Origin of the sequence: Streptomyces sp. ATexAB-D23 (genome assembly GCF_000373645.1) — a bacterium.
Taxonomy (GTDB): Bacteria; Actinomycetota; Actinomycetes; order Streptomycetales; family Streptomycetaceae; genus Streptomyces; species Streptomyces castrisilvae.
On sequence record NZ_KB892001.1, the window covers coordinates 481,342 to 493,590 of the forward strand.

9 protein-coding genes are annotated in these 12,249 nt (G+C 72.9%); 8 read left to right on the forward strand and 1 reads right to left on the reverse strand.

Going from position 1 to position 12,249, the window contains the following annotated elements; genetic code table 11:
* Positions 1-123 precede the first annotated feature (123 nt).
* The 7 genes from B082_RS0102090 (at position 124) to B082_RS0102120 (ending at position 10,620) form a co-directional block, all read left to right on the forward strand.
* On the forward strand, positions 124-1,677 hold the full coding sequence (locus tag B082_RS0102090; RefSeq protein ID WP_018550163.1) for a leucyl aminopeptidase: 1,554 nt from the start codon (positions 124-126) through the stop codon (positions 1,675-1,677).
* Between the two features lie 370 nt (positions 1,678-2,047).
* Positions 2,048-3,436, forward strand: coding sequence for a dihydrolipoyl dehydrogenase (lpdA, locus tag B082_RS0102095; protein ID WP_018550164.1), 1,389 nt, complete (start codon positions 2,048-2,050; stop codon positions 3,434-3,436).
* Positions 3,437-3,496: 60 nt separating this feature from the next.
* Complete coding sequence (gene sucB, locus B082_RS0102100; protein WP_018550165.1) at positions 3,497-5,290, forward strand: 2-oxoglutarate dehydrogenase, E2 component, dihydrolipoamide succinyltransferase; 1,794 nt, start codon at positions 3,497-3,499, stop codon at positions 5,288-5,290.
* A gap of 130 nt (positions 5,291-5,420) precedes the next feature.
* Positions 5,421-6,044: a GntR family transcriptional regulator gene (locus B082_RS0102105; RefSeq protein WP_018550166.1), complete on the forward strand. Its 624-nt coding sequence runs from the start codon at positions 5,421-5,423 to the stop codon at positions 6,042-6,044.
* Positions 6,045-6,312: 268 nt separating this feature from the next.
* On the forward strand, positions 6,313-8,982 hold the full coding sequence (gene aceE / locus B082_RS0102110) for a pyruvate dehydrogenase (acetyl-transferring), homodimeric type (protein WP_018550167.1): 2,670 nt from the start codon (positions 6,313-6,315) through the stop codon (positions 8,980-8,982).
* Between the two features lie 79 nt (positions 8,983-9,061).
* A complete protein-coding gene (locus tag B082_RS0102115) occupies positions 9,062-10,042 on the forward strand; it encodes a helix-turn-helix transcriptional regulator (protein ID WP_026249335.1) in 981 nt (326 codons plus the stop codon).
* Positions 10,043-10,101: 59 nt separating this feature from the next.
* Positions 10,102-10,620 carry a DUF4240 domain-containing protein gene (locus tag B082_RS0102120; protein ID WP_018550169.1) on the forward strand — a complete coding sequence of 173 codons (519 nt, stop codon included), beginning with the start codon at positions 10,102-10,104 and terminating at the stop codon, positions 10,618-10,620.
* Between the two features lie 12 nt (positions 10,621-10,632).
* Here the strand turns inward: B082_RS0102120 and B082_RS0102125 are convergent, their stop codons facing one another.
* Positions 10,633-11,160 carry a GNAT family N-acetyltransferase gene (locus B082_RS0102125; RefSeq protein WP_018550170.1) on the reverse strand — a complete coding sequence of 176 codons (528 nt, stop codon included), beginning with the start codon at positions 11,158-11,160 and terminating at the stop codon, positions 10,633-10,635.
* A 56-nt stretch (positions 11,161-11,216) separates the two neighbouring features.
* On the opposite strand from B082_RS0102125, the gene B082_RS0102130 reads away from it, so the two are divergent.
* The gene (locus B082_RS0102130; RefSeq protein WP_018550171.1) at positions 11,217-12,116 is read left to right on the forward strand and encodes a TIGR01777 family oxidoreductase; all 900 of its coding nucleotides are present in this window, start codon (positions 11,217-11,219) and stop codon (positions 12,114-12,116) included.
* Positions 12,117-12,249 lie beyond the last annotated feature (133 nt).

A 12,249-nucleotide genomic window follows, 5' to 3' on the forward strand; every position in this document is an offset into this window, starting at 1 on the left:
AAGGCGCGCGTAGGCTCATTCCCGGCACATTGCGGCGGCGTCTACGATGCGCCGGGCCCGGTCGGCCACCCCTTCGACCAACACAGACCGGAAAAAACTCAACGGAAGCGAGATTTCACCACCGTGACTGCTCTCACTCTCAGCACTGCCGGTGCGGCGACGCTGCGCGCCGACGCCCTCGTCGTGGGCGTCGCCAAGGGCGCTGGTTCCAAGTCTGGGGACCTCGTCCTCGCACCGGGCGCCGAGGCCGTGGACAAGGCGTTCGGCGGGAAGCTCGCCGCCGTCCTGGCGACCCTGGGCGCCTCGGGTGCCGAGGGCGAGCTGACCAAGGTCCCCGCACCCGAGGGCCTCAAGGCCCCGGTCGTCGTCGCGGCCGGTCTCGGCGCGGCCCCGGAGAAGGACGGCGCGTACGACGCCGAGGCGCTGCGCCGGGCCGCCGGTGCGGCCGCCCGCTCGCTGGCCGGCGCCAAGAAGGCCGGCTTCGCGCTGCCCATCGCCTCCGTCGAGGACGCCGAGGCCATCGCGGAGGGCGCGCTGCTCGGCGCGTACGCCTTCACCGCCTACCAGGCCGGCGAGAACAAGCTCGCCCCCAAGGACGCCAAGGCCGGCGGCCCGAAGCCGCCGCTCGCCGAGGTCGCCGTGCTCGGCGCCAAGCCGCGTGACAAGGCGTTCAAGGCCGCCGCGGAGCGCGCCCTCGCCGTGGCCGAGGAGATCAACCGCGCCCGCGACCTGGTGAACACCCCGCCGAACGACCTGTACCCCGAGTCCTTCGCCGCCGTGGCCACCGCCGCCGGCAAGGAGCACGGCGTCAAGGTGCAGGTCTTCGACGAGAAGGCGCTCGTCAAGGGCGGCTTCGGCGGCATCCTCGGCGTCGGCCAGGGCGCGGCCCGCGGCCCGCGCCTGGTGAAGCTCGCCTACACGCACCCGAAGGCGGAGAAGACCCTGGCCCTCGTGGGCAAGGGCATCACCTACGACTCGGGCGGCATCTCGCTGAAGCCGGCCGGGCACAACGAGACGATGAAGTGCGACATGGCCGGCGCCGCCGCCGTGTTCGCGACCGTCGTCTCGGCCGCCCGTCTGGGCCTGCGCGTCAACGTCACCGGCTGGCTGGCGCTCGCCGAGAACATGCCGTCGGGCAGCGCCACCCGCCCCGGTGACGTCCTGCGCATGTACAGCGGCAAGACCGTCGAGGTCCTCAACACCGACGCCGAGGGCCGGCTCGTCCTGGCCGACGCGCTGACCCGCGCGTCGGAGGAGAAGCCGGACGCGATCGTCGACGTGGCGACCCTGACCGGCGCGATGGTGCTGGCCCTGGGCAACCGCACGTTCGGCATCATGGCCAACGACGACGCCTTCCGGACCTCGATCCACGAGATCGCCGACGAGGTCGGCGAGGCGTCCTGGCCGATGCCGCTCCCGGCCGACCTGCGCAAGGGCATGGACTCGCCGACCGCCGACATCGCCAACATGGGCGAGCGGATGGGCGGCGGCCTGGTGGCCGGTCTGTTCCTGAAGGAGTTCGTGGGCGAGGGCATCGCCTGGGCGCACCTGGACATCGCGGGCCCCGCCTTCCACGAGGGCGCCCCGTACGGCTACACGCCCAAGGGCGGCACCGGATCGGCGATCCGCACCCTGGTCAGGCTGGCGGAGCGCACCGCCGACGGCGACCTCGGCTGAGGCAGCGGCCGCGCCAGGGGCGTCGCGCCGCGGCCCCGGCCACGACCGGCGAGGCGCCCCTGCGGCCCCGGGCATACGTCCGGGGCCGTACGCGTTCCCCTCACGGCACCGCGACCGGGAAAGGGACGGTTTCGCTCTCGACGAAATCCCCTGTTTCCTACCCAGCGGTAATCCACTGGGACGGACGATCATCCGTCCCGGACACGGGCCCCGCGTCCCGCCCACCGTCAACAAGTGCGAAGATGGGTTCTCGGCAGGACAGGGCCCCCACCACAGGGCCGAAGACAAAGCGGCCGCACACCAGCCGACCGGCCGGTCACACCCCGAGGACGGGGCCCGGCGTACGGCGCACATGCATGGAGGACGTGACGTGGCGAACGACGCCAGCACCGTTTTCGACCTAGTGATCCTCGGCGGTGGCAGCGGCGGGTATGCCGCGGCCCTGCGCGGAGCGCAGCTGGGCCTGGACGTCGCTCTGATCGAGAAGGGCAAGGTCGGCGGCACCTGCCTGCACAACGGCTGCATCCCCACGAAGGCCCTGCTGCACGCGGGCGAGATCGCGGACCAGGCCCGCGAGGCCGGCCAGTTCGGTGTCAAGGCCACCTTCGAGGGCGTCGACATGGCGGCCGTCCACAAGTACAAGGACGACGTGATCTCGGGCCTGTACAAGGGTCTCCAGGGTCTCGTCGCCTCCCGCAAGGTGCACTACATCGAGGGTGAGGGCCGGCTCTCCTCCCCCACCTCGGTGGACGTGAACGGCCAGCGCATCCAGGGCCGCCACGTGCTCCTGGCGACCGGCTCCGTGCCGAAGTCGCTCCCGGGCCTGGAGATCGACGGCAACCGCATCATCTCCTCGGACCACGCGCTGAAGCTGGACCGCGTGCCGAAGTCCGCGATCGTGCTGGGCGGCGGCGTCATCGGCGTCGAGTTCGCCTCCGCGTGGACCTCCTTCGGCACCGACGTGACGATCATCGAGGGCCTGAAGCACCTCGTCCCGGTCGAGGACGAGAACAGCTCGAAGCTCCTGGAACGCGCGTTCCGCAAGCGCGGCATCAAGTTCAACCTCGGCACGTTCTTCCAGAGCGCCGAGTACACGCAGGACGGCGTCCGGGTGACCCTCGCCGACGGCAAGACCTTCGAGGCGGAGGTGCTGCTGGTCGCCATCGGCCGCGGCCCGGTCTCGCAGGGCCTGGGCTACGAGGAGGCCGGGGTCGCCATGGACCGCGGCTACGTCCTGGTCGACGAGTACATGCGGACCAACGTGGAGACGATCTCCGCCGTCGGCGACCTGGTCCCGACGCTCCAGCTGGCGCACGTCGGCTTCGCCGAGGGCATCCTCGTGGCGGAGCGGCTGGCCGGTCTCCAGACCGTCCCGGTCGACTACGACGGTGTTCCCCGGGTGACGTACTGCCACCCCGAGGTCGCCTCCGTCGGTATCACCGAGGCCAAGGCCAAGGAGCTCTACGGCGCGGACAAGGTCGTCGCGCTGAAGTACAACCTCGCGGGCAACGGCAAGAGCAAGATCCTCAAGACCGCGGGCGAGATCAAGCTCGTCCAGGTCAAGGACGGTGCCGTGGTCGGCGTCCACATGGTCGGTGACCGTATGGGCGAGCAGGTCGGCGAAGCCCAGCTGATCTACAACTGGGAGGCGCTGCCGGCCGAGGTCGCCCAGCTCATCCACGCCCACCCGACCCAGAGCGAGGCGCTCGGCGAGGCCCACCTGGCCCTGGCCGGCAAGCCCCTGCACTCCCACGACTGACCAGTCGACCGGGCGCGACGACCGACCACTTCCGCATTTTCGTTAGGAGCAACTGAAACCATGTCGGTTTCCGTAACCCTGCCGGCGCTCGGAGAGAGCGTCACCGAGGGCACTGTCACCCGCTGGCTGAAGGCCGAGGGCGAGCGCGTCGAGGCCGACGAGCCGCTGCTCGAGGTGTCGACCGACAAGGTCGACACCGAGATCCCGGCCCCCGCCTCCGGCATCCTCTCCTCCATCAAGGTCGCCGAGGACGAGACCGTCGAGGTCGGCGCCGAGCTGGCCGTCATCGACGACGGCTCGGGCGCTCCGGCCGCCGAGGCCGCCCCGGCCGCCGAGCCGGCCGCGGTCCCCGCCCCGGCCGCCACCGAGGCCCCGGCCGCCCCGTCGACCGAGACCCAGGCCCCGGCCCCGGCCGAGGCGCCGAGCGCCGAGGCCACCGCCGGTGCCTCCTCCGCCTCCGGCACCGACGTCACCCTGCCGGCGCTCGGCGAGAGCGTCACCGAGGGCACCGTCACCCGCTGGCTGAAGGAGATCGGCGAGGAGGTCACGGAGGACGAGCCCCTCCTGGAGGTCTCCACGGACAAGGTCGACACCGAGATCCCGGCCCCGGTCTCCGGCGTGCTGCTGGAGATCGTCGTCGCCGAGGACGAGACCGCCGAGGTCGGCGCCAAGCTCGCCGTCATCGGTGCGCCCGGTGCCGCCCCGGCCGCCGCTCCGGCACCGGCCGCCCCCGCACCGGCTCCGGCCGCTCCGGCTCCGGCACCGGCCGCTCCGGCCGCCCCCGCACCGGCACCCGCCGCGCCCGCTCCGGCACCGGCGGCCCCCGCCCCGGCTCCGGCGCCCGCCGCTCCGGCCGCTCCGGCTCCGGCTCCGGCTCCGGCCGCGCAGGCTCCGGCCGCGACCTCCGGCGACGACGGCGCGTACGTCACGCCGCTGGTCCGCAAGCTCGCCGCCGAGAACGGCGTCGACCTGGGCTCGGTCAAGGGCACCGGCGTCGGTGGCCGTATCCGCAAGCAGGACGTGGTGGCCGCCGCGGAGGCCGCCAAGGCCGCCGCTGCCGCCCCGGCGCCCGCCGCCGTGACCGCCGGGGGCCATGCCCCCGCCTCCAAGGCGCCGAAGCTGGAGACCTCCCCGCTGCGCGGTCAGACGGTCAAGATGACCCGCATGCGCAAGGTCATCGGCGACAACATGATGAAGGCGCTGCACTCGCAGGCCCAGCTGACCTCGGTCGTCGAGGTCGACGTCACCAAGCTGATGAAGCTGCGCAACAAGGCGAAGGACGGCTTCGCGGCCCGCGAGGGCGTCAAGCTCTCCCCGATGCCGTTCTACGTCAAGGCCGCCGCCCAGGCGCTGAAGGCCCACCCGGTCATCAACGCCCGGATCAACGAGGACGAAGGCACGATCACGTACTTCGACTCGGAGAACATCGGCATCGCCGTGGACGCCGAGAAGGGCCTGATGACCCCGGTCATCAAGGGCGCGGGCGACCTCAACATCGCCGGTATCTCGAAGAAGACCGCCGAGCTGGCCGGCAAGGCCCGCGGTGGCGGCCTGACGCCGGACGACATGTCCGGTGCCACCTTCACCATCAGCAACACCGGCTCGCGCGGTGCGCTGTTCGACACCGTCATCGTGCCGCCGAACCAGGCAGCCATCCTGGGCATCGGCGCCACCGTCAAGCGTCCGGCGGTCATCGAGACCGAGGAGGGCACCGTCATCGGTGTCCGCGACATGACGTACCTCTCGCTCTCCTACGACCACCGTCTGGTGGACGGCGCGGACGCCGCCCGCTACCTGACCGCGGTCAAGGCGATCCTGGAGGCCGGCGAGTTCGAGGTCGAGCTCGGCCTGTAACCAGCCTCACGATCGGCGCCCCCGTCCGGAACACTCCCGGGCGGGGGCGCCGCCGTATTGTCTAGACACCACCGGTCGCCCCGGCCACCGTGCCGGTGCAGGCGTACCGGTCTGTCCGAAGGAGCCCGTCATGACCCCGCCCGTCGTCCACTCGCTGCGCGAACAGATCCGCGAGCACATCGTGGAGGGGATCGTCAGCGGGCGCTGGAAGCCGGGCGAGCGGATCGTGGAGCGGCGCATCGCCACCGAGCTGGAGGTCAGCCAGACGCCCGTGCGCGAGGCGCTGCGGGAGCTGGAGACGCTGCGGCTGATCGAGTCGGCGCCCAACAAGGGCGTCCGGGTCCGCAACCTCACGGCCGCCGATCTGGAGGAGAGCTACCCGGTACGGGCCGGTCTGGAGCAGATCGCCGCCGAGCTGGCGGCCCCCGGGCTCGGCGAGGACTGCTCGCTGCTGACCCCGCACGTGGCGGCGCTCTACGAGGCGGACCGGCTGGCGGACGGCGAGGCACAGGTGCGCCACACGGTCGCCTTCCACCGCGAGATGGTGCGGGCGGCGGGCAACGCGGTGCTGCTGCACACCTGGGAGGGGCTCGGCATCGAGGTGTTCACGGCGCTGTCGATCCGCTGGCTGGGGACGGTGCAGAAGTCCTACGCCGAGGAGCACGAGGCGCTCATCGACGCCTTCCTGCGCAAGGACCCGGACATAGGGACCCTGGTCAAGGCGCACGTGCTGGGCTGCGCGCCGCGCGCCTGAGCCCCGCACCGGGCCGGTGACGCATCTGTCACCAGGAGTGCTCACCCGTGCAGATCGACGCCCCTTTTGCGCGCTAAATCCCGTCACTCGGTGCCCCATTTCATGGCACGGCATGCCACTTTCTTCAGATCGAGAAGTTTTTCCTTTCATCCTTTGATCGATCATCGATCGGCGACTTACAGTTCACTTCGCGGGCCCACCGGCCCCATCGCCCTGTCCTGCCAGTCAGGGACTTCTCCACCCCCCTCCTCACCGGAAGGCGGCGATCATGACCGACCCCGTAGGAAAGCTTCCGAGCGAGCTCGACCAGCTCCCGGACCGCGACCCGGAGGAGACCGCTGAATGGGCGGCCTCCCTGGATGCCGTCACCAAGGCCGCGGGCCCGCACCGCGCCGCGTACCTGATGCGCCGGTCGCTCCAGCACGCCGAGGGCGCCGGTCTCGCGCTGCCCAAGCTGCTGGAGACCGATTACGTCAACTCCATCCCGACCGCCGCGGAGCCCGCCTTCGACGGTGACCTGGAGATGGAGTCGAAGATCACCGCGTGGAACCGCTGGAACGCGGCCGCGATGGTCACCCGCGGCTCGCGCTTCGGCGTCGGCGGCCACATCGCCACCTTCGCCTCGGCGGCCTGGCTGTACGAGACCGGCTTCAACCACTTCTTCCGCGGCAAGGAGGGCGAGGGCTCCGGCGACCAGCTGTACATCCAGGGCCACGCCTCCCCCGGCATCTACGCCCGCGCCTTCCTCGACGGCCGGCTCGACGAGCAGCAGCTCGACAACTTCCGCCAGGAGGCGGGCGGCAACGGCCTGCCGTCCTACCCGCACCCGCGGCGGCTGCCCTGGCTGTGGGAGTTCCCCACCGTCTCGATGGGCCTCGGCCCGCTCTCGGCGATCTACCAGGCGCGCTTCAACCGCTACCTGGCCAACCGCAACATCAAGGACACGTCGAACTCGCACGTCTGGGCCTTCCTGGGCGACGGCGAGATGGACGAGCCCGAGTCGACCGCCGCCCTCGCCCTCGCGGCCCGTGAGCAGCTCGACAACCTGACCTTCGTCATCAACTGCAACCTCCAGCGCCTCGACGGCCCGGTCCGCGCCAACTTCCGCGTGGTCCAGGAGCTGGAGAGTGCCTTCCGCGGCGCCGGCTGGAACGTCGTCAAGACGCTCTGGGGCACCGCCTGGGACGAGCTGTTCCAGCTCGACACCGCGGGTGCGCTGGTACGCCGGCTCCGCGAGGTCCCGGACGCGCAGTTCCAGACGTACGCCACCCGCGACGTCGCCTACATCCGTGAGCACTTCTTCGGCGCCGAGCCCGCCCTCGCCGAGCTGGCGAAGCTGCTCACCGACGCGAAGATCGCCGAGTGCTTCCACACCTCGCGCGGCGGCCACGAGGCCCGCAAGGTCTACGCGGCGTACCGGGCGGCCCTGGAGCACAAGGGCGCGCCGACGGTGATCCTGGCGCAGACCGTGAAGGGCTACACGCTCGGCCCCGGCTTCGAGTCGCGCAACGCCAACCACCAGATGAAGAAGCTGGACGGCAAGCAGTTCCGCGCCATGCGCGACCTGCTCGACCTGCCGATCCCGGACGCGAAGCTGGACGAGGGCCTGGTGCCCTACGCCCACCCGGGCGCCGACTCCCCCGAGGTCCGCTACCTCCAGGAGCGCCGCGCCGCCCTCGGCGGCCCCGCCCCGGCCCGCCGGGTGCACGCGGTGGCGCTGCCGACGCCCGAGGAGCGCGCGTTCGCCGCGCTGAAGAAGGGCTCCGGCAAGCAGGAGCTGGCCACCACGATGGCCTTCGTCCGCCTGGTCAAGGACCTGATGCGGGACAAGCAGACCGGCAAGCGCTGGGTCCCGATCGTCCCCGACGAGGCCCGGACCTTCGGCATGGAGGCGCTGTTCCCGTCGGCCGGCATCTACTCGCCGCTCGGCCAGACGTACGACCCGGTCGACCGCGACCAGCTGATGTACTACAAGGAAGCCAAGGACGGCCAGGTCCTCAACGAGGGCATCACCGAGGCCGGCGCCATGGCCGACTTCATCGCCGCCGCCACGTCGTACGCGACGCACGGCGAGCCGATGATCCCGTTCTACATCTTCTACTCGATGTTCGGCTGGCAGCGTACGGGCGACCAGTTCTGGCAGCTCGGCGACCAGCTCGGCCGCGGCTTCGTGGTCGGCGCGACCGCCGGCCGTACGACGCTGACGGGTGAGGGCCTCCAGCACGCGGACGGCCACTCGCACCTGATCGCGGCCACGAACCCGGCGTCGCTCAACTACGACCCGGCGTTCGCGTACGAGATCGCGGTGATCGTCCAGGACGGTCTGCGCCGGATGTACGGCCCCGACGCCGAGGACGTCTTCTACTACCTGACGGTCTACAACGAGCCGAAGCCGCAGCCCGCGATGCCGGAAGGCGTCGAGGAGGGCATCGTCAAGGGCCTCTACCGCTTCAAGGAGGGCACGCCCGCCGGGGCGGACGCGCCGCGCGCCCAGCTGCTGGCCTCCGGTACGGCGATCCACTGGGCCCTGGAGGCCCAGGAGCTGCTGGCCGCCGACTGGGGTGTCACGGCCGACGTCTGGTCCGCGACCTCGTGGGGCGAGCTGCGCCGGGAGGCGCTGGAGTGCGACGAGGCGCTGCTCCGCGGCGAGCAGCGGGTGCCGTACGTGACGCAGGCGCTGGACGGCGCGCCGGGCCCGGTCCTCGCGGTCAGCGACTGGATGCGCGCGGTGCCGGACCAGATCAGCCAGTGGGTCGAGCAGGACTGGTCCTCGCTCGGCACGGACGGCTTCGGGATCTCCGACACCCGTGACGCGGCCCGCCGCCACTTCGGTGTCGACGCCCAGTCCGTCGTGGTCGCGGTCCTGGCCCAGCTGGCCCGTCGCGGCGAGGTCCCCGCGACGGCGGTCAAGGAGGCCCGGGACCGGTACGGTCTCTGATCCCGCGCACGGTCGAGCCCGTCCCGCGCCCCGTGCGCGGGGCGGGCTCGTCCCGTTTCCGTACGGCCACAATGGCCGTATGCGTGCTGCCCGGCTGATCAGAATGGTGCTGCTCCTCCAGGCCCGCCCCGGTATGACCGCCGCCGGGCTCGCCGCGGAGCTGGAGGTGTCCGAGCGGACCGTCACCCGGGACGCCCAGGCCCTGTCCGAGGCCGGTGTCCCGGTGTACGCGGAACGCGGCCGGGCGGGCGGCTACCGGCTCGTCGGCGGGTACCGCACCGGGCTGACCGGGCTCGCCCGGGACGAGGCCGAGGCGCTCTTCCTGTCCGGCCTGCCGTCCGCCCTGCGCGAGATGGGCCTCGCGGACGCCGCGTCCGCCGCCCGCCTGAAGGTCTCGGCGGCCCTGACGCCCGCCCTGCGGGACGCCCCCGCCGGGGCGGGCCGCCGCTTCCACCTGGACGCGCCCGCCTGGTACCAGGAGCCGGTCGCGCCCGAGCTGCTGCCCGCCGTGGCCGAGGCCGTGTGGCGCGACCGCCTGCTCCTCGCCCGCTACCGGCGGGCCGGCCGGGAGACCGGGGCGGAACGGGAGCTGGCCCCCTACGGCCTCGTCCTGAAGGCCGGGGTCTGGTACCTGTGCGCCCGCGCGGGCGACGACTTCCGGGTGTACCGGATCGACCGGTTCACCGCCGCGGCCGTCTCGGACACGCCGTTCGTCCGGGACGAGGGCTTCGACCTGCCCTCCTTCTGGGCGGAGCGGTCGGCCGAGTTCGCCCGGTCGCTGCTGCGGGCGCGGGTGAGGGTACGGCTCTCGGAGACGGGCGTGCGTCTGCTGCCGCACGCCGTGGACCGGGCCGCCGCGCGGGAGGCGCTGGAGGCGGCGGGGCCGCCCGGCGCCGACGGATGGGTCACGGTCACCCTGCCGGTCGAGTCCCTGGACGTCGCCCGCGGCCAGCTGATGGGCCTCGGGCCGGAGTTGGAGGTGCTGGAACCCGCGGCCCTGCGCGCCGGGTTCGCGGCGGCCGCCGCCCGGCTGCACGCGCTCTACCGGGGCACTTCCTGAGCCCCGTCGCGGTGACTGGGCGTGCGTGGCCCGCCCCCAGGGCAGATGCTGGACCCGTGATGGACGAGACGGAGTTCTGGGAGCTGATCGACAGCACCCGCGAGGCCGCCGACGGCGACCCCGAGGACCATGCCGACCTGCTGGTCGAACGGCTGGTGCGGCTCGATCCCGATTCCGTGCTGGACTTCGCCCGGCACTTCGAGGCCCGCTTCAACCGCGCCTACCGCTGGGACCTGTGGGCCGCGGCAGCCGTGCTGCTCGGCGGCGCGGACGAGGACGCCTTCGACTGCTTCCGCTGCTGGCTGATCGGCCGGGGCCGGGAGGTCTTCGAGGGCGCGGTGCACGACCCGGACAGCCTGGCCGAGCTGCTGGACGACTTCGACGAGGAGCTGGACGGGGACGCGGAGGAGCTGGGGTACGCGGCCGACGAGGCGTACGAGCAGCTCACCGGCCTGGTCGCGCCCGATCTGGGGCTGCCGCCGCAGGCCGAGGAGCCGGAGGGCACGCCGCTGGACCCCGGCGACGACGCGGCGCCGGCGGCCCGGCTGCCCGCGCTGTGGGAGCGGTTCGGCCACTGAGCGCCACGCGGGTCACGGGGCGAGCGGCCGGCCCATCATCACGTCGTCCACGTACCGCCCGTCCAGGAAGAACTCGCCGCGCAGCACACCCTCGACGGTGAAGCCCTCCGCCTCGTACAGCGCGCGGGCCGGCGCGTTGTGGCCGAGGACCCGCAGGGTCATCCGGTTCGCGCCCTCGCCGCGCGCCGCGAGGCAGCCGGCCCGGACGAGCGCGCGCCCGACGCCCCGGCCGCGCGCCCAGCCGGCGACGGCGAGGCCCTGTATCTGACGGACGTGCGCGTTGCAGGCCAGCGGGGTGGGCGGCACCACCCGGATGTATCCGGCCAGGCCCCGGACCCCGGCCTCGTTCACCGCCTCGGCCACCAGGATGTCCTGGGGCAGGTGCCGCTCGTCGAAGAACGGCTCGTAGGGCGGCTGCGGGCGCGGCTGCACGGCGTGCAGCGTCGACCAGGTGGCGCGGTCCAGTTCACCGAGTGCGGGGCCGTCCTGCGGGACGGCGCGGCGGACGGCGGGGGCTGCGGCGGCGGGTGACTCGGTCATGGCCGCCACTGTGCCACGGCGGTGCCGGGCGGGGTCCATGGGGCAGGATGGGTGCCATGCCGCACTCCCGTATCGCCGTCAGCGGATCGTCCGGACTCATCGGAGCGGCGCTGGTGCGCTCGCTGCGGGCCGACGGGCACGAGGTGGTCCGCCTGGTCCGCCGCCCGGCGCGGGCCGGTGACGAGGTGGAGTGGGACCCCGGGCGGGGCTACGTCGACGTGGCCGGTCTGGTGGGCTGCGACGCGGTCGTGCACCTCGCGGGGGCCGGGGTGGGCGACCACCGCTGGACCGAGGCGTACAAGAAGGAGATCCGGGACAGCCGGGTGCTCGGGACCGCCGCCGTCGCGGACGCCGTCGCCTCCCTGGACACCCCGCCCGCCGTGTTCCTGTCCGGGTCGGCGATCGGCTTCTACGGCGACACCGCGGACCGCGCGATCGACGAGGACGCGCCGCCGGGCGACGGGTTCCTGCCGTCGGTGTGCGTGGAGTGGGAGGAGGCCACGGCCGCCGCCGAGGAGGCCGGGGTGCGTACGGTGCACGCCCGCACCGGACTGGTGGTCGCCCGGGAGAGCGGCGCCTGGGGCCGGCTCTTCCCGCTGTTCCGGGCCGGGCTCGGCGGCCGGCTGGGCAACGGGCGGCAGTACTGGAGCTTCATCGCGCTGCACGATCACATCGCGGCGCTGCGGCACATCCTGGACACCCCGGAGCTGTCCGGCCCGGTGAACCTGACCGGCCCGGCGCCCGTCACCAACGCCGAGGTGACGGCCGCGATGGGGCGGGTCCTGCGGCGGCCCACCCTGTTCACGGCGCCCGCGCCGGCGCTGCGGATCGCGCTGGGCGAGTTCGCCGGGGACGTGCTGGGCAGTCAGCGGGTGCTGCCCGCACGGCTGCTGGACTCGGGCTTCTCGTACGCCTTCCCCGGCATCGACGCCGCCATCCGCGCGGCCCTGCGCTGAACCTCCCGCACCACCCGCACCAGCCTCGGACGGGTGTGCGACCCCGTGCACCGGTGCCCCCGTACGCGCGCGACTGCGCACGATCGGGCACTCTCCTAGCCTCCTGATGAACACACGCATTCCGGTGGGCGGT